19 protein-coding genes are annotated in these 20974 nt (G+C 58.8%); 9 read left to right on the top strand and 10 right to left on the bottom strand.

The genetic code is table 11. The features are described 5' to 3' along the window. The first annotated feature begins 6 nt into the window (after window positions 1-6). Window positions 7-1041 (top strand): virulence RhuM family protein, encoded by a 1035-nt coding sequence (locus tag AB5Y82_RS19380; protein ID WP_368174406.1) that lies wholly within the window; start codon window positions 7-9, stop codon window positions 1039-1041. A gap of 91 nt (window positions 1042-1132) precedes the next feature. On the opposite strand, the gene add is transcribed toward AB5Y82_RS19380, so the two are convergent. The 5 genes from add to glnA form a co-directional block, all read right to left on the bottom strand. Beyond that, a complete protein-coding gene (gene add, locus AB5Y82_RS19375; RefSeq protein ID WP_033135416.1) occupies window positions 1133-2134 on the bottom strand; it encodes an adenosine deaminase in 1002 nt (333 codons plus the stop codon). 141 nt (window positions 2135-2275) lie between these two features. Continuing rightward, window positions 2276-3694, bottom strand: coding sequence for a nitrogen regulation protein NR(I) (gene glnG / locus AB5Y82_RS19370; protein WP_033135371.1), 1419 nt, complete (start codon window positions 3692-3694; stop codon window positions 2276-2278). Between the two features lie 9 nt (window positions 3695-3703). Further along, on the bottom strand, window positions 3704-4759 hold the full coding sequence (gene glnL, locus AB5Y82_RS19365) for a nitrogen regulation protein NR(II) (protein ID WP_043850701.1): 1056 nt from the start codon (window positions 4757-4759) through the stop codon (window positions 3704-3706). 86 nt (window positions 4760-4845) lie between these two features. Further along, window positions 4846-5424 (bottom strand): DUF4124 domain-containing protein, encoded by a 579-nt coding sequence (locus AB5Y82_RS19360; RefSeq protein ID WP_042079784.1) that lies wholly within the window; start codon window positions 5422-5424, stop codon window positions 4846-4848. Window positions 5425-5539: 115 nt separating this feature from the next. Then, window positions 5540-6949 (bottom strand): glutamate--ammonia ligase, encoded by a 1410-nt coding sequence (gene glnA / locus AB5Y82_RS19355; protein ID WP_005339672.1) that lies wholly within the window; start codon window positions 6947-6949, stop codon window positions 5540-5542. A 351-nt stretch (window positions 6950-7300) separates the two neighbouring features. On the opposite strand from glnA, the gene typA reads away from it, so the two are divergent. Then, window positions 7301-9112: a translational GTPase TypA gene (gene typA / locus AB5Y82_RS19350; protein ID WP_058056236.1), complete on the top strand. Its 1812-nt coding sequence runs from the start codon at window positions 7301-7303 to the stop codon at window positions 9110-9112. A 250-nt stretch (window positions 9113-9362) separates the two neighbouring features. Here typA and AB5Y82_RS19345 read toward each other — a convergent pair whose 3' ends face one another. From AB5Y82_RS19345 to def, 5 genes are all read right to left on the bottom strand, one after another. Then, window positions 9363-10805 (bottom strand): TrkH family potassium uptake protein, encoded by a 1443-nt coding sequence (locus AB5Y82_RS19345; RefSeq protein ID WP_005341967.1) that lies wholly within the window; start codon window positions 10803-10805, stop codon window positions 9363-9365. A 96-nt stretch (window positions 10806-10901) separates the two neighbouring features. After that, a complete protein-coding gene (trkA, locus tag AB5Y82_RS19340) occupies window positions 10902-12278 on the bottom strand; it encodes a Trk system potassium transporter TrkA (RefSeq protein WP_005339689.1) in 1377 nt (458 codons plus the stop codon). A gap of 87 nt (window positions 12279-12365) precedes the next feature. Continuing rightward, window positions 12366-13658 carry a 16S rRNA (cytosine(967)-C(5))-methyltransferase RsmB gene (rsmB, locus tag AB5Y82_RS19335; RefSeq protein ID WP_005341964.1) on the bottom strand — a complete coding sequence of 431 codons (1293 nt, stop codon included), beginning with the start codon at window positions 13656-13658 and terminating at the stop codon, window positions 12366-12368. A 60-nt stretch (window positions 13659-13718) separates the two neighbouring features. Then, window positions 13719-14663 carry a methionyl-tRNA formyltransferase gene (gene fmt, locus AB5Y82_RS19330; protein ID WP_159142839.1) on the bottom strand — a complete coding sequence of 315 codons (945 nt, stop codon included), beginning with the start codon at window positions 14661-14663 and terminating at the stop codon, window positions 13719-13721. Between the two features lie 12 nt (window positions 14664-14675). Further along, the gene (gene def, locus AB5Y82_RS19325; protein ID WP_005357510.1) at window positions 14676-15188 is read right to left on the bottom strand and encodes a peptide deformylase; all 513 of its coding nucleotides are present in this window, start codon (window positions 15186-15188) and stop codon (window positions 14676-14678) included. A 108-nt stretch (window positions 15189-15296) separates the two neighbouring features. On the opposite strand from def, the gene AB5Y82_RS19320 reads away from it, so the two are divergent. From AB5Y82_RS19320 to hemF, 7 genes are all read left to right on the top strand, one after another. Further along, the gene (locus AB5Y82_RS19320; RefSeq protein ID WP_111900963.1) at window positions 15297-16388 is read left to right on the top strand and encodes a LysM peptidoglycan-binding domain-containing protein; all 1092 of its coding nucleotides are present in this window, start codon (window positions 15297-15299) and stop codon (window positions 16386-16388) included. Window position 16389: 1 nt separating this feature from the next. After that, window positions 16390-17505 carry a DNA-processing protein DprA gene (gene dprA / locus AB5Y82_RS19315; protein WP_159142840.1) on the top strand — a complete coding sequence of 372 codons (1116 nt, stop codon included), beginning with the start codon at window positions 16390-16392 and terminating at the stop codon, window positions 17503-17505. After that, window positions 17498-17971 (top strand): DUF494 family protein, encoded by a 474-nt coding sequence (locus tag AB5Y82_RS19310; protein WP_005339699.1) that lies wholly within the window; start codon window positions 17498-17500, stop codon window positions 17969-17971. Before dprA ends, AB5Y82_RS19310 begins: the two co-directional genes overlap by 8 nt. A gap of 55 nt (window positions 17972-18026) precedes the next feature. Then, window positions 18027-18584, top strand: a complete 558-nt coding sequence (locus AB5Y82_RS19305) for a type I DNA topoisomerase (RefSeq protein WP_005339702.1) — start codon at window positions 18027-18029, stop codon at window positions 18582-18584. Between the two features lie 74 nt (window positions 18585-18658). Continuing rightward, the gene (purE, locus tag AB5Y82_RS19300; protein ID WP_005339704.1) at window positions 18659-19162 is read left to right on the top strand and encodes a 5-(carboxyamino)imidazole ribonucleotide mutase; all 504 of its coding nucleotides are present in this window, start codon (window positions 18659-18661) and stop codon (window positions 19160-19162) included. 134 nt (window positions 19163-19296) lie between these two features. Continuing rightward, complete coding sequence (locus AB5Y82_RS19295; RefSeq protein ID WP_111900961.1) at window positions 19297-19857, top strand: L-threonylcarbamoyladenylate synthase; 561 nt, start codon at window positions 19297-19299, stop codon at window positions 19855-19857. Between the two features lie 112 nt (window positions 19858-19969). Beyond that, the gene (hemF, locus tag AB5Y82_RS19290) at window positions 19970-20878 is read left to right on the top strand and encodes an oxygen-dependent coproporphyrinogen oxidase (RefSeq protein ID WP_111900960.1); all 909 of its coding nucleotides are present in this window, start codon (window positions 19970-19972) and stop codon (window positions 20876-20878) included. Window positions 20879-20974 lie beyond the last annotated feature (96 nt).

Genomic DNA, 20974 nt, shown 5'->3' with positions numbered 1-20974 from the left:
GAGAGAATGGCAGATAATATCCCCCAGGCCCCTCAAGGTGAGTTTGTGCTTTTTACCAGTGCGGATGGTCACACTCGCGTCGAATGCCGCTTTGAATCAGACACCTTGTGGCTCTCTCAAGCCGCGATGGCAGAACTTTATGACAAGGATGTTCGTACCATCAATGAGCACCTGATCAATATCTACCATGAAGGTGAACTTGTACAAAATGCAACCATCCGGAAATTCCGGATAGTTCGATTAGAAGGAACCCGCCAAGTATCTCGTGAAATCGACCACTATAATCTCGATGCAATTCTGGCTGTGGGATACAGAGTCCGCTCACTACGCGGTACACAATTTCGTCAATGGGCAACCCAGACATTAAAAGAGTATCTGATCAAGGGCTTCGTTATGGATGATGAACGCCTGAAAAACCCGCCGGTAGGTAACTCTGCGGTACCAGATTATTTTGATGAAATGCTGGAACGTATTCGCGATATCCGAGCCAGCGAGCGCCGTGTATATTTGCGGGTAAAAGAGATCTTTACCATGGCCGCTGACTACGAGCCATCAAACCTGGAGACAAATCGATTTTTTCAAACTATCCAGAATAAACTGCATTATGCCTGCACACATATGACTGCGGCAGAGCTTATCGCCAGTCGTGTTGATGCCAATAAGCCTGATATGGGCCTGACCAGTTATAAAGGCGATGAAGTACGTAAGACGGATGTCACTATCGCCAAAAACTATCTGCGTGAAGATGAAATCAAAGAGCTCAATCGCATTGTTAACATGTGGCTAGATTTTGCCGAAGACCAAGCACTGCGCCGCAAACAAGTATTCCTAAAGGACTGGGCCGAGAAACTCGATCAGTTCTTGAGCTTTAACGATCGAGATGTGTTGAGCGGCTCAGGGAAAGTATCCAAAAAAACGGCAGATGAGAAAGCAAGATTGGAATTTGACCGTTTTGCAGACCAACGCCGACGTTTGAAAGAAGCTGAAGGGGCGTTGTCCAATATTGCCGCCCTAAGGGCTATGTTCAAAAAAGAGAAATAGCGATCCGAAGGATCTGCTCCATGTGTTTGCCTACGTAGAATAAAAACGGCCCACCGAAGTGGGCCGTTGTTATTTGCACTGCCGGTGTTAATCAGCGGCTGGCGGCGCGGGCGCTCAGTTCGGCTTTCTCGCTATCGCTCAGGAAGGCCAGGGTCAGGCCGTTTTGCTGGGCAGTGCGGATCTCGCTCGTCGTCATGCCAGCGGCCGGGGCAGCCACCTCATATTCGTGGGGCAGGTCGATCCCTTCCACAGCCGGATCGTCGGTGTTGAGGCAGGCTAATACACCGGCAGCCAGGAACTGGCGGATCGGGTGCTCGGTCAGACTCGCCACCGTAGTGGTCTGGACGTTGGAGGTGAGGCAGGATTCGATGCCGATGCGGTGCTCGGCCAGATAGGCCATCAGGGCCGGATCCTGAATCGCTTTGACACCGTGGCCGATACGCTCGGCACCTAGCTCGCGAATGGCCTGCCACATGCTCTCGGGGCCAGCCGCCTCACCGGCGTGCACGGTGACGCGCATGCCTGCATCGCGCACCTTGCGGAAGTGGTCGACAAAGAGTTCCCCCGGGAAGCCCAGCTCGTCACCGGCCAGATCGATGGCGACCAGCTTGTCGCGATGGGCCAGACAGGCGGCCAGCTCCTGATTGCACTGCTCAGTGCCGAAGGTGCGGCTCATGATGCCGATCAGGTTGGCCTTGATGCCGAAGTCACGGCTGCCCGCGGCCACGCCGTCGATGATTGCTTCCACCACACCCTGCGGGTGCAGCTTATGGGCCATCGCCATATAGGCCGGGCTGAAGCGCAGCTCTGCATAGTCGATACCGGCGCGCAGCAGGTCTTCTACGTTCTCGTAGGCAACCCGGCGGCAGGCGTCGTAGTCGGCCAGCACGGCAACACCCCAGTCCAGCTTCTTCAGGAAGGCGACCAGACTTGGCTCGTTCTCGACGATCTGTACGTGGGGGCGCAGCGCCTCCAGCTCGAAGGCGGGCAGCTGAATATTGTGTTGGCGACCCAGCTCGAGGATGGTCTGCGGACGGATGTTGCCGTCCAGATGGCGGTGCAGGTCGGTCAGGGGGAGAGATCTGTCAATCATGATGGCGCCTTCTTCGAGTCGGGTTTGAAAGCCTGCCATTCTAGGCGGGGCTTTCAAAAAAGATACCCCGTTTGCTGGCAAACGGGGTCTTATTGGTCGGTGATTTATCAAGGCGTGATGGGAATCGTTTTTCCCCGGGACTCAGGAGAGATCGAGTTCCTTCAGCTTGCGGGTCAGGGTGTTGCGACCCCAGCCAAGCAGGCGCGCCGCCTCCTGCTTGTGGCCGTGGGTGTGCTCCAGCGCCGTCTCCAGCATGATCCGTTCGAACTGGGGCATGGCATCGGCCAGGATGTCTGTCTCTCCCAGCGCCAGCTTGCTGGCCACCCACTCCTGCAACTGTTGCTGCCAGCAACCGGGCAACGCCGGTTGACCGGGCTCGGCGTTGTGGGTGATGGGGGTAAGCAACTCGGGGGGAAGATCGCTCACCAGTACCTCCTGCCCGGAGGCCATCACGGTGAGCCAGCGGCAGACGTTCTCCAGCTGGCGCACGTTACCCGGCCAGGGCAGGCGGCTGATATAGGTCTGGGTATCCGGGTGCAGGCTCTTGGCCTCCACATTCAGCTCTTTGGCGGCGCGCAGCAGGAAATGACGAGCCAGCTGGGGAATATCCTCACGGCGCTCCTTGAGGGCGGGAATATGAATGCGGATGACGTTGAGGCGGTGGAACAGATCCTCGCGAAACTCGCCATCGGCGACCCGCTTCTCCAGATTCTGGTGGGTGGCTGCGATGATCCGTACATCCACCTGCACTGGCTGATGGCCACCTACCCGGTAGAACTGGCCATCGGCCAAGACCCGCAGCAGCCGGGTTTGCACATCCAGCGGCATGTCGCCGATCTCGTCGAGAAACAGGGTGCCGCCGTCGGCCTGCTCGAAGCGGCCGTGACGGATGTTGTTGGCGCCGGTGAAAGCCCCCTTCTCGTGACCGAACAGCTCGGATTCGATGAGATCTTTCGGGATAGCCGCCATGTTGAGGGCGATAAAGTTTTTGTGGGCGCGCGGGCTGTGCTTGTGCAGGGCGTGGGCGACCAGCTCCTTGCCGGTACCGCTCTGGCCGTTGATCAGCACCGAGATGCTGGAACGCGACAGGCGACCGATGGCGCGGAATACTTCCTGCATCGCCGGCGCTTCACCGATGATCTCGGGAGTGGCAGTGGCTTCTTGCTGGCGAGACTTCCGCTTGGTGCGCTGCTCTTTGAGGTGATTCTCGGCGCGGCGCACCAGGGTCACGGCTTCGTCGATGTCGAATGGCTTGGGCAGGTACTCGAAGGCGCCGCGCTGGTAGGCGTTGACCGCACTGTCGAGATCCGAGTGGGCGGTCATGATGATGATGGGCAGATCGGCCTGACGGCGGTGGATCTGCTCCAGCAGGCTCAGGCCGTCGATACCGGGCATCCGGATATCGGAGAGTATCACATCGGGTGAGCGCAGCTCAAGGGCGTGCAGCAGGGCTTCACCATCGGCAAAGCTCTCGCAGTTGAAGCCTTCGCTGCCGAGGGTGCGTTCCAGCACCCAGCGGATAGAGCTGTCATCGTCGACGATCCACACTTTGGCTGTCATGGTGTTCCCTTACTTGCGAAGCGGTAGAAAAATGGTGAATTCGGTGTGGCCCGGCCAGCTGATGCAGTCGATTTTCCCCTTGTGCTGGTCGATCAGGTTCTGGGCGATGGAGAGGCCAAGCCCGGTGCCGCCCTCTTTGCCGGTGATCATGGGATAGAACAGGGTGTCGCGGATGGCATCGGGAATACCGGGGCCGTTGTCGATGATCTTGATCTCCGCCGCCAGCCGGTAACGCTGACCGTGGATGGTGATCTGGAACGCAGTGCGAGTCTTGATGCGGATAAGCCCGGTCTGATCGCCCAGCGCTTCGGCGGCGTTGCGCACTATGTTGAGAAACGCCTGCTGCAGCTGATCCGGCTCCATCTCGAATTCGGGGATGCTGGGGTCGTAATCCCGTTCTATGCGCACCGTCGGTGGCAGCTCCAGCTCCACCAGTCGGCGTACCTGCTCCAGCACCGAATGGACATTGTGCATCTGGTGGCGGCCGGGGCGCTGGGGGCCGAGCAGGCGATCGACCAGTACCCGCAGCCGATCGGCCTGTTCGATGATGATGCCGGTATATTCGCGCAGGGCCGGGTCGGGCAGCTCTTTTTGCAGCAACTGGGCCGCGCCGCGCAGGCCGCCCAGCGGGTTCTTGATCTCGTGGGCCAGGCCGCGCACCAGCTCCTTGGCTGCCAGCTGCTGGGCATGCTGCTGCTGCTCCTGACTGATCTTTTTCTGCTGGTCGATCTTGCGAAGCTCCACGACCAGCAGGCGCTGCTCGTGGTCGGCCATGGGAGTAGCACTCAGCTCTACCAGCCGCGGTTCTCCCTCTACCACCAGAGTCACTTCGCTATCGGTAAAGCCCTGCCCTGAAACGAGGCACTGCTTGAGCCGCTGCAAATCGAGGGAGATATGTTCCAGCAGGTGGGGCAGTTCGATGCCGATCAGCCGCCGTTCACTGAGAGAGAGCAGCTGCTCGGCGGCGGGATTGACGAACTGGATGCAGAGCCGTTCATCCATCAGGATCACGGCGGTCAGCAAATTATCCAAGAGTGTTTTGGCATTGTCCGAGCGGGTTGGCACAGGTTTCTCCCTAAAACGGTGCTGTGCACCTGCAATGCACCGATATGGTGCATTAAGTTTACCCGCATCGGTGCGCTATATCACCCCTAGTCGGCTTTGGGGGTGGGTTTGGGAGCCGGCGTCACGCTCGCTCTATGCAGGTAAAAGGTGACTGCACTGGATTTAGCAAGGATCGTACCGTCTTTGGCGAGCAGCTCGAGCTGAGCCTCGTGGGCGCCGCGATCGACGTTTTCGACGCGGACAGAGAGACTGTTGCTGACGATGGGGGCGGCTTTGCCATCAAGGGTCAGGCGCACATCATACTGGGTTGGAGGTTTGGGGCTGATGGTGCCCTGAAAGACGATGTTGCCTGTGTTGTCGCGCAGGGTGCTGCCCTGTTCCGGGGAGAGCAGTTCGATGGTCAGCTTGGCTGCCTCTTTCTCTTTCTTGGCATCGGCGCCGGTCAGGCTGTTGAAGTTATCCACCTGCACCGATCTGGGCGCGCTGCTGCCCAGCAGCGGGGCGACCCGCAGATCGACCTCTTTGGCGTTTTTGCCGGGTGGTGGCGCATCCGAGTAGTGGGTGATGCCATTGCCATCGACCCAGGAGTAGACCTTGGCCGCGTCCGCAGCGAACGAGGTCAGCAACAGGAGGCCGAGCACCCCTATGCCATGCTTGTTGTTCATCCATCTCTCCTTGACGGTATTTTGCTTAATCCTATCAGAGAAAAAACCCGCCAGATGGCGGGTTTTGTCACGATTAAGCAAGCTGACCAGATTTAAACGGCCAGTCTGCTGAGACTTAGACGGAGTAGTACAGTTCGAACTCCAGCGGGTGCGGGGTCATGCGCACACGGTCAACATCCTGCTGTTTCAGTTCCAGATAGGAGTTGATGAAGTCATCGCTGAACACGCCGCCGCGGGTCAGGAACTCGCGGTCAGCATCCAGAGCGGCCAGGGCTTCGTCCAGAGAACCGGCAACGGTCGGCACTTCTGCGGCTTCTTCCGGCGGCAGGTCGTACAAGTTCTTGTCCATGGCATCGCCCGGATGGATCTTGTTGATGATACCGTCCAGACCGGCCATCAGCTGGGCAGCGAAGGCCAGGTACGGGTTGGCAGCCGGATCCGGGAAGCGCACTTCGATACGACGGGCTTTCGGGCTCGGTACCACCGGGATACGGATGGAGGCAGAGCGGTTGCGGGCAGAGTAGGCCAGCATGACCGGTGCTTCATAACCCGGAACCAGACGCTTGTAGGAGTTGGTGGTCGGGTTGGCGAAGGCGTTGATGGCCTTGGCGTGCTTGATGATACCGCCGATGTAGTGCAGAGCCATCTCGGACAGACCGCCATACAGGTCGCCAGCGAACAGGTTGACGCCGTTCTTGGCCAGGGACTGGTGGCAGTGCATGCCGGAGCCGTTGTCACCGAACATGGGTTTCGGCATGAAGGTGACGGTCTTGTTGTAGGCGTGAGCCACGTTGTGGATCACGTACTTCAGTACCTGTACTTCGTCAGCTTTCAGCGTAAGAGTGTTGAAGCGGGTAGCGATCTCGTTCTGACCGGCAGTGGCCACTTCGTGGTGGTGAGCTTCAACGACCTGGCCCATCTCTTCCAGCACCAGACACATGGCGGCGCGGATATCCTGGGAAGAGTCGACCGGTGCAACCGGGAAGTAACCGCCTTTCACGAACGGACGGTGACCCTTGTTGCCATGCTCATAGGCAGTGCCGGAGTTCCATGCGGCTTCTTCAGATTCGATTTTCACGAAGCTGTGGCCCATGGTGTTGGAGAAAGTAATGTTGTCGAACATGAAGAATTCCGGCTCCGGCCCGAACAGCACGGTGTCAGCGATGCCGCTGGACTTCAGGAAATCTTCTGCACGTTTGGCGATGGAGCGCGGATCGCGATCGTAGCCCTGCATGGTGGCAGGCTCCAGCACGTCACAAACGATGTTCAGGGTGGTCTCTTCGGTGAACGGGTCCAGCTTGGCGGAGGCTGCGTCCGGCATCAGCACCATGTCGGATTCGTTGATGCCCTTCCAGCCGCCGATGGAGGAACCATCGAACATCTTGCCGTCTTCGAAGAAATCTTCATCAACCTGGTGAGCAGGGATGGATACATGCTGCTCTTTACCCTTGGTGTCGGTAAAGCGCAGATCAACAAACTTGACTTCGTGTTCCTGGATCAGGGCCAAAACGTTCTGGGCTGACATGCTAAGTAACCTCCGGTGTTAAAACTCTCTGGGTGAATGCGTCGTCGTATTCACATAAGCCAGTATCGTGCCAAGTTTGTGACAGCTTGATTTCAGGGCAATCTCGCTGAAGAGGCTCCCCAAAATCAGGCGATCTCGACTCGCGTTGCATCAATTTAGTGCGATGGTGGATCGTTTTGGTGCACTGTAATGGTGCGCGAAATACGGTCACCGCCCATCTAAGCAGGGTTTGTCAGAGAGGTCTATGATCCAGATCTGTTGTTATGCGCGAATGTACTGCAATTCTGCTAGGCAGATCACAAAGGCAAGAGTACAATTAGCGCCCAATTTTACCCGGTGATTGAGGCGAGAATGTTAGAGAATTTACGCAATATTGCGATTATTGCGCACGTTGACCACGGCAAAACGACTCTGGTTGATAAGCTGCTGCAGCAGTCCGGCACCCTGGACCGCTCCACGGAAGGCCAGGAACGGATCATGGACTCCAATGATCTGGAACGGGAACGTGGCATCACCATTCTCGCCAAGAACACTGCGATCCGCTGGAATGACTACCGCATCAACATCGTTGATACCCCGGGTCACGCCGACTTCGGTGGTGAAGTAGAGCGCGTACTGTCCATGGTTGACTCCGTGCTGCTGTTGGTTGACGCCGTAGACGGCCCGATGCCGCAAACCCGTTTCGTGACCCAGAAAGCGTTCGCTCAGGGTCTGAAACCGATCGTGGTCATCAACAAGGTTGACCGTCCGGGTGCTCGTCCTGACTGGGTAATGGATCAGGTATTCGACCTGTTCGACAACCTGGGCGCGACTGACGAACAGCTGGATTTCAAAGTTGTTTACGCCTCTGCACTGAACGGTTGGGCCACCATGGATCAGGACGTCGAGTCCGAGAACATGGAGCCGCTGTTCCAGGCCATCGTTGACAACGTTGAAGCGCCGAAGGCTGATGCCGAAGGTGGTTTCCAGATGCAGATCTCCCAGCTGGACTACAACTCCTACGTGGGCGTTATCGGTATCGGCCGTATCACCCGTGGTCGCGTCAAGACCAACCAGCAAGTCACCATCGTTGGTGCTGACGGCAAGACCCGTAACGGTAAAGTCGGTCAGGTGCTGGGTTACCTGGGTCTGTCCCGTACTGAAGTTACCGACGCGCAAGCGGGTGACATCATCGCTATCACCGGTCTGGGCGAGCTGAAAATCTCCGACACCATCTGTGACAACGGTGCCGTTGAAGCCCTGCCGCCGCTCTCCGTTGACGAGCCGACCGTGAACATGACCTTCCAGGTCAACACCTCACCGTTCGCCGGTAAAGAGGGCAAGTTCGTGACCTCCCGTAACATTCTGGAGCGTCTGAACCAGGAGCTGGTCCACAACGTGGCTCTGCGTGTGGAAGAGACTGATGATCCGGACAAGTTCCGTGTATCCGGTCGTGGTGAACTGCACCTCTCCATCCTGATCGAAAACATGCGTCGCGAAGGTTATGAGCTGGCGGTATCCCGTCCGGAAGTAATCCTGCGTACCGTTGACGGCGAACTGCAAGAACCGTTCGAAACCGTAACTGTGGACGTTGAAGAAGCGCACCAGGGTTCCGTGATGGAGCAGCTGGGTCTGCGTAAGGGCGAAATGACCAACATGACCCCGGATGGCAAGGGGCGTGTCCGCTTGGACTTCATGATCCCGAGCCGTGGTCTGATCGGCTTCCAGACCGAGTTCATGACCATGACCTCAGGTACCGGTCTGCTCTACCACACCTTCGACCACTATGGTCCGCACAAGGGTGGCAGCATCGGTGAGCGTCAGAACGGCGTGCTGATCTCCAACGCTACCGGTAAGGCACTGACTTACGCCCTGTTCGGTCTGCAAGACCGCGGTCGTCTGTTCATCGGTCACGCGACCGAGGTGTACGAAGGCCAGGTGATCGGTATTCACTCCCGTTCCAACGACCTGACTGTTAACTGCCTGAAAGGCAAACAGCTGACCAACATGCGTGCCTCCGGTACCGACGAAGCTCAGGTTCTGACTCCGCCGATCCGCATGACTCTGGAACAGGCTCTCGAGTTCATCGACAACGATGAACTGGTAGAAGTGACTCCGAAGAACATCCGTATCCGCAAGAAATTGCTGACCGAGCTGGATCGCAAGCGCTCTGGCCGTGGTTAATGCCATGTGCTGAGCCTCGGCAGCCTTCGTGGCCGCTGACGGTTCACTGATAAACGGACCCAAACCTCTGGTTTGGGTCCGTTTTTTTATGCCTGTGATCCGCTCTGGCCATCCTCATGAGCTCGTTCAGGCCATCAGCAATGGATGATGAGTGGGCTGATGAGCGTTGAGCGAAGGTCGTGGGGATGGGTGAGATAAAAAAGCCGCAGCGGGTGAACGCTGCGGCTTTTTGCTGGCTTGCAGTAAGGGATTACTGGCGCCAGAAGGAGGGGAAGAAGAGCACGGCGACCGTCAGGATCTCCAGTCGTCCCAGCAGCATGCCGAATGACAGCAGCCATTTGGCCGATTCCGGCAGGCTGGCAAAGTTGGTGCTGGGGCCGACCACCGGGCCCATGCCCGGGCCGACGTTGGCGACAGCGGTGATGGAGCTGGATATGGCCGTCAGGGGATCAAGCCCGATGGCGCCCAAAAGTGCAGCTATCACCAGAATGATGGCGAAGTAGGCCAGCACGAAGGAGATCATCGAGCGGATGATGGCGTCATTGACCGTCCGGCCGTTGTACTTCTGGGGGAAGACGGCAGAAGGGTGCATCAGCTGGCGCATCTGCTTTCTGAACAGGGCAAACGCCACCTGTACCCGGAAGATCTTGAGGCCGCCCGCAGTGGAGCCTGAGCAGGCCCCCAGCGCCAGCAGCACGATGAAGACGATGCTGGCGAGCGGCCCCCAGGTGCCAAAGTCACCAAGGCCGTAGCCGGTGGTGGTGAGCACCGAGACGATGTTGAAGCAGCTGATGCGCAGGGCATCCCAGAAGCCGAACAGGTCTCTCTCCCACAGATAGAAGGTCATGATGACGGTGACCCAGACCACCAGCCAGAAGAAGCCGCGCACCTGGGCATCCTTGAACAGGCTGTTGTCCCTGTGGTTGAGGCTCTGCACATAGAGCAGGAAGGGCAGACCGCCGAGGAACATGAACAGGGTGCCAATCCAGTGTGCCGAGTTGGAGAAGTGGGACATGGATTGATCGGAGGTGGAGTAACCGCCGGTACTGAGAGTGGTCATGGCGTGGTTGATCGCCTCGAACATGTTCATGCCGCTGGCCCAGTAGGCCATGAAGCAGAGCATGGAGAGCACCAGATAGACCACGACGATGTTGTTGGCGACTGTCTTGGCACGCGGGGCGCTTTTGTCCGACCAGTCCGAGCTCTCGGTCTGGAACAGCTTCATGCCGCCGACGTTGAGGTAGGGCAGCACGGCTACCGCCATCACGATAAAGCCGACCCCGCCCAGCCACTGCAGGATGGAACGCCACAACAGGATGCTGTGGGCCATGTTGTCGAGGCCGGAGAGCACGGTAGAGCCCGTGGTGGTTACCCCCGACATGGTCTCGAAGTAGGCGTCGGTGAAGTTGATGTGGGTGATGAAAACAAACGGCAGGGCGCCGAAGGCGCAGGCCACCACCCAGACCGAGGTGGTGAGCAGGAACATCTCCCGCACCCCCAGATGAAACTCCGCTTTGCGGCCGTAGTGGAGGCAGAGCAGGGCGGCGCCGTGGGTGATCAGCACGGACTTGAGAAACTCGACAAATCCCTCTGACCCGGTGAGCAGTGCCAGCAAGGTGGGCAGCCACATGAAGAGCGCCAGCTTGGAGAGCACCAGCCCGAGGGTGAAGATAATGGGACGCAGCTTGATCATGTTCGATAACCTGGTCGTTGATTAACAAAAGACCCGGACCATCCCCTTGGGGGAGCTGAGCCGGGTCTGGTTTGACAGCCTGTGTGCATGAAGACGTTACAGGAAGAAGGGGCTTGGCTGGAATAGCCGCTCCACTTCCGGGATGTACTTCTTGTCCACCAGGAACATGACCACGTGGTCATCCTGCTGGATCTTGGTGCGATCGTGGGCGATCAGCACCTCATCTCCGCGTACTACTGCACCGATGGTGGTGCCCGGCGGAAGCTTGAGCTCGCCCACCGTCTTGCCGACCACCTTGGAGGTGTTCTCGTCACCATGGGCGATCGCCTCGATCGCCTCGGCCGCGCCGCGGCGCAGGCTGTAGACGTTAGCGATATCGGCCCGGCGCACGTGGGTCAACAGCGCCGAAATGGTGGCCTGCTGCGGCGAGATGGCGATATCGATGGAGCCACCCTGCACCAGATCGACGTAGGCGCCGCGCTGGATCAGCACCATGGTCTTCTTGGCGCCCATCTTCTTGGCGAGCAGTGCCGACATGATGTTGGCCTCATCCTCGTTGGTCACGGCGATGAAGACATCGATCTGGTCGATGTGTTCCTCGGCCAGCAACTCCTGATCCGCCGCATCGCCGCAGAAGACGATGGTGTTTTCCAGTAGTTCGGAGAGCTGCTCCGCCCGCTTCTGGTTGCGCTCGATGAGCTTGACGCTGTAGCGCTTCTCCAGCTGGCGGGCGAGACCGGCGCCAATATTGCCACCACCGACAATCATGATGCGGCGGTAGGGGCTCTCGAGGCGCTGCAGCTCCGACATCACGGCCCGGATATGGCCCGCGGCGGCGACGAAGAAGACCTCGTCATCCGCTTCGATGATGGTGGTGCCTTGCGGACGGATCGGGCGGCCCTGACGGAAGATGGCCGCTACGCGAGTTTCGATGTTGGGCATGTGCTCACGCAGGGTGGAGAGGGCGTTGCCCACCAGCGGGCCACCGTAGTAGGCCTTGACCGCCACCAGACCAACGCGGCCACCTGCAAAATCAACCACCTGCAGGGCGCCCGGGTATTCGATCAGGCGACGCACATAGTCGGTCACCAGCTGCTCCGGCGCGATCAGGTGATCCACCGGCACCGATTCCGGCAGGAACAGGCGATCTCGCTCGGTCAGATAGGCCGGCGAGCGGATCCGTGCCACCTTGTTCGGGGTGTTGAACAGGGAGTAGGCCACCTGACAGGCGATCATGTTGGTCTCGTCACTGTTGGTGACGGCGACCAGCATGTCGGCATCCTGAGCACCCGCTTCGCGCAGCACCTTGGGGTGAGCGCCATGGCCGTTGACCACCCGCAGGTCAAACTTGTCCTGCAGTTCGCGCAGGCGCTCACTGTCGGTATCGACGATGGTGATGTCGTTGTTCTCCCCGGCCAGGTTCTCGGCCAGAGTGCCGCCGACCTGGCCGGCTCCCAAAATGATGATTTTCATAGGGAACGTCTACTCACGTTGAGGCTGTAAAGGGGAGCGCCAGAACGGAGCTGGCGGCTCTCCCGAATGAGGTTTGTCATGCCCGGCTCAGAGCTTGACCAGTTTGGCGTAGTAGAAGCCATCCATCTCGGCTTCACCCGGCAGGAACTGGCGACCCGGACAGTCCGGGGTGTCCTGTTCGTGCAACGGTACCAATTTGGCATCTTTGGTCGCGGCAAGGAAGGCGCGGATCTGGTCGCGGTTCTCTTCCGGCAGGACGGAGCAGGTGGCGTAGAGCAGGGTGCCGCCGCTTTTCAGCTTGCCCCAGAGAGCGTTCAGAATACGGCGCTGCAGCTCGGCCAGCTCGCGGATGTCCTGATCCCGGCGCAACCACTTGATGTCTGGGTGGCGGCGGATGACACCGGTGGCGGAGCAGGGAGCATCCAGCAGGATGCGGTCGAACTGACCCTCCGGCCACCACTGTTCCGGTGCCGCCGCATCGCCGTGGATCACCTTGGCGGTCAGGCCGATGCGATCCAGGTTCTCCTGCACCCGCTTGAGGCGGTTTTCGTCGGCATCGACGGCAACCACGCCAGCCAGCTTGGGCTGACGTTCCAGCAGGTGGGCGGTCTTGCCGCCGGGTGCCGCGCAGGCATCGAGTACCCACTCACCCGGTTGCGGGTCGAGCAGTGCCGCTGCCTGTTGTGCTGCGCCATCCTGTACCGAGCAGTCACCCACTTCAAAGCCGGGCAGCTTGGTCACATCGCAAGGACGCTCCAGCAGGATGCAATCCTCGCCCTCTTCACCGGCCACGGCATTGATGCCGGCTTCGGCCATGCGAGCCAGCATGGCATCGCGGCTCTGGCGCTGGCTGTTGTTGCGGATCCACATGGGGGGGCGCTGGTTGTTCGCCTCCATGATGAATTCCCACTCATCGTGATAGGCCTGACGCAGGCGCTTGGTGAGCCACTCCGGATGACCGAGGCGAATGCTGGGAACACGGTCAATACGCAGCAGAATGACTTCGGCGCTGCGCTGGAAGTTGCGCAGCACGCCGTTGATGAGGCCACGCAGGGAGGTGCCCTTGAGCAGTTTGACGGCGTTGACGGTCTCGGCCACCGCGGCGTGAGCCGGAATGCGGGTGTAGATGAGCTGATAGAGACCGACCAGGATGAGGTAGTGGAAAATGCGGCTCTTGTTTTTGAGCGGCTTGTCCATCATCTCGTTGACTGCCGCATCGAGGCGGGGCAGCCAGCGCAGGGTGCCGTAGCAGAGTTCTTGCAGGAGAGCGCGATCGCGAGGTGCAACCTTCTCCTGGGCAGCAGGCAGAACAGCGGAGAGGGATTGACCCTGATCCAGCACCTGTTGAATAACGAGAGCGGCCTGTGCACGTGTTTTCATAGAGTTACCTTAGATGCGCAAGTCGGGGCCTGGGCCCCGCTTGTGTCAATTCAATCCAGTTCAATTCAATTGCGTGCCGGGTTCAAACCAGTCGCGGCGAGAGTTGAGCAGATCCGAAACGGACATCGCCTTCTTGCCGGGCGGTTGCAGGGTCAGCAGGCGCAGTACCCCTTTGCCGGTAGCGATATCGATCCCCTGCTTGTCGGCCTTGAGCAGGGTGCCGGCGGGTTGGCCGTGGTCGCTGTCAATGACGGCGGCTTGCCATACCTTGACGGTCTGGTCAGCCACTTCAAACCAGCTGATGGGCCAGGGGTTGAACGAGCGGATGCAGCGTTCGATGGCAACAGCCTCCATCGACCAGTCGATGCGGGCCTCTTCCTTGGAGAGCTTTTCGGCGTAGTTGGCCAGCGCATCATCTTGCGCCTCGGCAGCGGTTTCACCGGCGGCCATGGCATTGATGGTGTCGATCAGTGCCTGCGGGCCCAGCTCGGCCAGCTTGTCATAGAGGCTGGCAGAGGTCTCGTCGGCGGCGATGGGGCAGCTTACCTTGCGGATCATGGCGCCGGTATCCAGTCCCACATCCATCTGCATGATGGTGACGCCGGTTTCGGCATCGCCCGCCCAAATGGAGCGCTGGATCGGTGCGGCACCGCGCCAGCGCGGCAGCAGGGAGCCATGGACGTTGATGCAGCCCAGCCGCGGGGTATCGAGCACCACCTTGGGCAGGATCAGGCCGTAGGCAACCACCACCATCAGGTCGGCGCCAAGGGCGGCCAGTTCGGCTTGCGCCTCTTCCTTGCGCAGAGAGGCAGGTTGGTAAACCGGCAGGTTGTGGGCCTGTGCCAGCTCTTTGACCGGGCTGGCGGTGAGCTTCTGGCCACGGCCAGCAGGCTTGTCAGGCTGGGTATAAACGGCAACGACCTCGTGGTCGGAAGACAACAACGCCGCCAGGTGACGGGCGGCGAAGTCGGGAGTACCGGCAAAAATCAGTTTCAGCTTATTCAATGGGGCAGATCCTCAGAGGACTTTGCGATCTTCACGGGCCATCTTTTCCAGCTTCTGGCGAATGCGCTGGCGCTTGAGCGGGGACAAATAATCCACAAACAGCTTGCCGACCAGATGATCCATCTCATGCTGGATGCAGATGGCGAGCAGATCGTCCGCTTCCAGCTCGAATGGCTTGCCGTTGCGATCCAGGGCGCGGATTTTGATCTGTTCAGCGCGAGGCACCAGAGCACGGCTGCCGGGCACGGAGAGGCAACCCTCTTCAATGCCGGTGCTGCCGCACTGCTCGATGACCTCCGGGTTGATCAATACCAGAGGATCTTCACGGTTTTCAGAGACATCGATCACTATGATGCGCTGGTGAATGTCGACCTGAGTCGCGGCCAGGCCAATGCCTTCCTCCGCGTACATGGTTTCGAACATATCATCTACAATCTGTTGTAACTCGGGTGTAAAGGTCTCGACAGGGGCTGCAACGGTGCGCAGGCGCTCATCGGGAAAACGCAATACATCTAGAATGGCCATAGTTTTTTCTTTAGTTTCGTATAAATGCAGTCAATATTGGCGTAATTCTAGTCATTTACGCCGACAAAAAACAGCAACACTTTGCGTACAGAAGTAACAGGGAGTGTTATGTATCTGAAGCAAACCATCCTCGCCTGCCTGCTGGTGACCGTGAGTCAGGCAGCACTGGCCGATCAGCTGAGGCTGAAAGCGGGTTACCCCGAAAGCTATGTAGTGCAAAAAGGCGACACCCTGTGGGATATCTCCGGCAAGTATCTTTCCGAACCCTGGCTCTGGCCTCGTCTCTGGAACATCAATCCGCAGATAGCCAATCCTCACTGGATCTACCCCGGTGATGTACTGCATCTGAGCTGGGTCAATGGTGAACCCCGGCTCGGCAAGGCGATGCAGGGTGGCAAGCAAGTCATCCGTCTCGGCCCGAAAACCCGTTACGAGAACAAAGCCAACCCCATTCCGACCCTGCCTATCAGCGAGATCGGCCCCTTTCTGCAAACTGACCATATTCTGGCAGACAGCCTGCAGCAGAAAACCTTGCCCTATCTGCTGGGGTCGGATCAGAAACATATCGGCATGCTGGAGGGGGACACCCTCTATGTACAGGGCTCCCTGACACCGGGGCAGGTCTATGGCATTTATCACCCCGGAGTGGTCTACAAGGATCGCGAAACCGGTGAACTGCTGGGACAGGAGGCGATCTTTGCCGGTGTGGTGCGGGCCGTGGCGCGTCTTGATGGCGATCGGACTGAGGTGACTCTGACTCATAACCAGCGCGAAGTGCTGCAGGGCGACAAGGTGATGCCGCTGCCGGCTCAGGAAAACATGCCCGCCGTCTTCACACCGAAAGCGGCACCTGCCATCACGCCGGGCTATATCATCGATTTGCCGAACAAGACCCGGGGCGGTGGCAAGTTTGATGTGGTGCTGATCAACCGGGGTGGTCGCGATCAACTGGTCGCCGGGGATGTACTGGATGTCAGACGGCCCGGTGCTGCTCTGGTCACCAAGAATGGCGATGTACAATACAAGGAGCTCTCGTCGGTTTTTAACCGAGTGTTTTACAGCAGCAACAAGAAGGCATCACTGCCCTCTGAAGCGATTGCTCGTGTCATGTTGTTCAAGGTGTATGACAAGCTGAGTTACGGTCTCATCATGCAGAGTAACGACATGGTGAGTGCGGGCTATCAGGTCACTCACTTCTGACGTGAATTACCCCGACGCACGTCTGGCGCTCTGGCTAACTCTCGATGCGGTCACCGGTATCGGTCCGGTGACCGCTGCACGTCTGCTGGAACGGGCCGGGGGAAGTATTGAGACCCTGTTCCAGAGCGATGAAGCGCAGCTGCATGGTATGGGGTTGTCGTCAGAGCAGATCAAACAACTGCGCTGGCCCTCGCCGGTGGTTGAGCAGAGCCTGGCTTGGGCCGCTTTGCCTGACAATCTCCTTATTCCGCAAGATCACCCGATTTATCCACCCTTGTTGCGGGAAATTCCCGCGGCACCCCTGTTGCTCTACTGTCGTGGCGATCTTGCTGCGCTGTCGCTACCCCAGCTGGCAATGGTGGGGACACGCCATCCTACCTATGCAGGCAAAGATAATGCCTCCCGCCTTTGTAGCGAGCTGGTTGGATGCGGGCTGGCCATCACCTCGGGCCTTGCGCTCGGTATCGATGGTGTCTGCCATCAGCAAGCGCTGGCTGGTGGCGGTATCACCCTTGCCGTGTTGGGTTCCGGGCTGGATTGCCTCTACCCCAAACGCCACCAGGGGCTGGCAGGCCAGATTCTGGAGAGCGGTGGTTTGCTTATCTCCGAGCTGGCGCCGGATAAAGGACCGCTGGCTGAACATTTTCCTCGTCGCAACCGTATTATCAGTGGTCTGTCGCTGGGAACTCTGGTGGTGGAGGCGACCGAGCAGAGCGGTTCGCTGATCACCGCTCGCTATGCGCTTGAACAGGGGCGCGAAGTGTTTGCGGTACCCGGCGCCCCGCAAAATGCCCAGGCGATAGGGTGCAACAGATTAATTCAGCAGGGGGCCAAACTTGTGCTGAGTGCTGCCGATATAGTGGAAGAGCTGCCAGAGTGGGTCGCACGGCCAGATCCGTTGGTCATACCATCTGAGCAACCGCATAATAGCGAATTGCCTTATGCCGATTTGTTGGATAACGTAGATTATGAGACCACGAGCGTGGATACCGTTGCCGAGCGGGCCCAGCTTCCTGTCGAAGTGGTATTGGGCAGGTTGGTAGAGCTGGAGCTAGCCGGTGCAGTGATGGCGGTAGCCGGTGGATACGTCAGAGCGAGGAGGGCGAATCATGTTTGATGTATTGATGTACCTTTTCGAGACCTACATCCACAGCGATGCAGATGTGATGGTCGAGCAGGATGAGCTCACCGACGAGTTGAGCCGGGCCGGTTTCGATAAAGAAGAGATCGACAAGGCGCTCGACTGGCTGGAGCGGCTGGCCAATCTGCACGATAGCGAGCGGGAGGTCTATGTTACCGCCAGCGCGCAAGGCTCGATGCGTATCTATGCTCCGCAAGAGCTGGCGCGCCTCAGCACCGAGTGCCGCGGCTTCCTGCTCTTTCTGGAACAGGCCCAGGTGTTGAATGCCGAAACCCGCGAGATTTGTATCGAGCGCCTGCTCGAGCTGGACAAGCCGGATATCGAGCTGGATGACCTGAAGTGGGTCGTCATGATGGTGCTGTTCAACGTACCGGGCAGTGAAAATGCCTACCAGCAGATGGAAGAGCTGGTGTTTGATGAGTCAGACGGCGTCATTCACTGACAGTCCGGTGCCGCGCTGGTAGAATTCAGGCCATCTGGATTTCAAGGCGCGGCCCATGTCAAAAATCGATCATCACCTCTTTTCAGCCCACGAACATGCCTTCGAGCGCGAGCCGTGCCCGCAGTGCGGGGCCGAGCTGGTGATCCGCCAGGGCAAACATGGCCCCTTTCTCGGCTGTTCTGCCTATCCTGCCTGTGATTACATACGCTCCCTGACGCCATCCGGCCGCGACATCGAAAAGGTGCTCGAAGGCTCTGCCTGTCCCGATTGCGGAGAGCCGCTGGCGATCAAGAAGGGGCGTTATGGTCTGTTTGTCGGTTGTACCCAGTATCCGGCCTGTCAGCACATCGAATCCCTGCAGGAGAGTGACGATACCCAGATCCTCTGCCCCGAGTGCGGCAAGGGTCATCTGGTGAGCCGGACCTCCCGCTACGGCAAGCAGTTTTACTCCTGTGATGGCTATCCACACTGCAAATATGTGGTGAACGACAAGCCGATCCCCATGCCTTGTCCCGCGTGTGGTTGGGGCATCATGGTAGAGAAAAAAGTGAGGGGAACTCTGCGTTGGGTCTGTCCGCAAAAGAAATGCGGCCACCAAAGTGAGCAGGTATAATCCCGCCGCCGCAACCGGATTGAAACGTTTTCGGTGAACTTCAACCCCCCACTTGGAGTAAGGAAATTCCCACCATGAATAAACCCTTTGTTGCCGTATTGATGGGCTCTGATTCTGATTTCCCCGTGATGCAGACTACCCTCGAGGTGCTCAAGTCATTTGATATCGCAGTGGAAGTCAAAGTCACCTCCGCGCACCGCACGCCGGCTGCGACCCATCAGTATGTGACCGATGCCGAGGCCCGTGGCTGCAAGGTCTTTATCTGTGCTGCCGGTCTGGCGGCGCATCTGGCGGGTGCCGTAGCTGGCATCACGACTCGTCCCGTGATCGGGGTGCCCATCGATGGTGGCCCGCTCAAGGGGCTGGATGCGTTGCTCTCCACCGTGCAGATGCCGGGTGGTGTACCGGTAGCGACCGTGGCGATCGGCAAAGCCGGTGCCAAGAACGCAGGTTATCTGGCAGCCCAGATGCTGGCAGTAGCCGATGATGAACTGGCGGCCAAGGTTCGGGCCGAACGCCAGAAGAATGCCGAAGAGGTGATGGCCAAGGATGCCGCCCTGCAGGCTCAACTCAAGTAAGTGAACGGGTGGCGATCCGGATGTGTCGTATTTTCCTGTGCAACAGCAAAACGTCACTTTGCCATGGTCGCCGCCATACGGATTCAACTTGCTACTAAGTGACGAGGCGGCAGCCAGGCTGCCGCATTTTTCCTATGCCAAATGAATTTGAACAGGCGGTTGCTGCCCTCCAGCAGGAAGGAGTGATCGCTTATGCGACCGAGGCAGTGTTTGGTCTGGGATGTGATCCCGACTCCGAAGTGGCGGTTCAGCGACTGCTGGCCATCAAGCAGCGTCCGGTTGAGAAGGGGTTGATCCTGATTGCTGCCGACGTAGAGCAATTGCAGGATTACATCGATCTGAGCCAACTTAGTGGTGAACAACTGGCTCGGGTTGAAGCCAGCTGGCCCGGCCCCTATACCTGGATCATGCCTGCCCGTGCAACGACGCCGGCCTGGCTGACCGGGCAGTTCGAGACCCTCGCGGTACGCGTGACGGCTCATCCTCAGGTGCAGGCGTTGTGTCGCGCCTTTGGCAAGCCGCTGGTCTCTACCAGCGCCAACCTGACCGGTGAGGAGCCTGCCCGTCGGGTGGCCGATATTGGTGAGCGGCTGGCAAGCAAGTTAGCCTATATCCTGCCCGGTGAAGTGGGTGGTCAAGCTAACCCATCCGAGATCAAGGACGCCCGAACCGGCGCCATTATTCGCCCCTCCTGAGCAGGCGGATACGTCATGATTTGCTATCAATCCGCTGAGCGGTGAGCTCATTGGATTGATTTAACTATAAAAATGGACAGGGCGTTCACGATCCTGCCTGACTGGAGACAAGATGAGCAAACCGGATGTGGCCCAGGTCAAGGCCTTCCTGTTGCAGTTGCAGGACGAGATCTGCCGGGGTCTGGAGCAGGCCGATGGCAGTGGACACTTTGTGGAAGATGCCTGGAGCCGTGAAGGCGGTGGCGGTGGTCGCACCCGTGTGCTGCGCCACGGCGCGGTGATCGAGCAGGGGGGCGTCAACTTCTCCCATGTCTATGGCGATGCCATGCCTGCCTCTGCTACAGCCCATCGGCCCGAGTTGGCCGGTCGCAAGTTCGAGGCGATGGGCGTGTCGCTGGTGATCCATCCGCACAACCCCTATGTGCCGACCAGCCACGCCAATGTCCGTTTCTTCATTGCCGAGAAGGAAGGCGAAGATCCCATTTGGTGGTTTGGCGGTGGCTTCGATTTGACGCCCTTCTACCCGTTTGCCGAGGATGTCCAGCATTGGCATCAGGTCTCCCGTGATCTCTGCCGGCCCTTTGGTGATGAGATCTACCCCGAGTTCAAATCCTGGTGCGATCGTTACTTCTTCCTCAAGCACCGCAACGAGACGCGAGGGGTGGGCGGTCTCTTCTTCGACGATCTTAATCGCTGGCCTTTTGCCGACTGCTTTGCCTTTATGCAGGCGGTAGGTCGGGGATATCTCGATGCTTACCTACCGATCATCGAACGACGCAAGGTTCTACCCTATGGCGAGCGGGAGCGGGAGTTCCAGCTCTATCGTCGCGGCCGTTATGTGGAGTTCAATCTGGTGTATGACCGGGGCACCCTGTTCGGGCTGCAGACCGGCGGACGTACCGAATCGATCCTGATGTCGATGCCACCGCTGGCACGTTGGGAGTATGACTGGCAGCCACAGGCGGGCACTCCTGAAGCCTTGCTCTACACCGACTATCTCACGCCGCGAGAGTGGCTGTGACCCGAGGGGCCTTGATGGCCCCTTTTTGCTGGCCGATATTCGGCTTGTTCCCGAGTGCGAAAACCCGTTAAATCGGAATATTGCCCTCTGATGGAA

Origin of the sequence: Aeromonas sp. s13 (genome assembly GCF_040907905.1) — a bacterium.
GTDB lineage: Bacteria > Pseudomonadota > Gammaproteobacteria > Enterobacterales > Aeromonadaceae > Aeromonas > Aeromonas veronii.
Note: the sequence above shows the minus strand (reverse complement) of the source record. Positions and strands in the feature narration are given on the sequence as shown.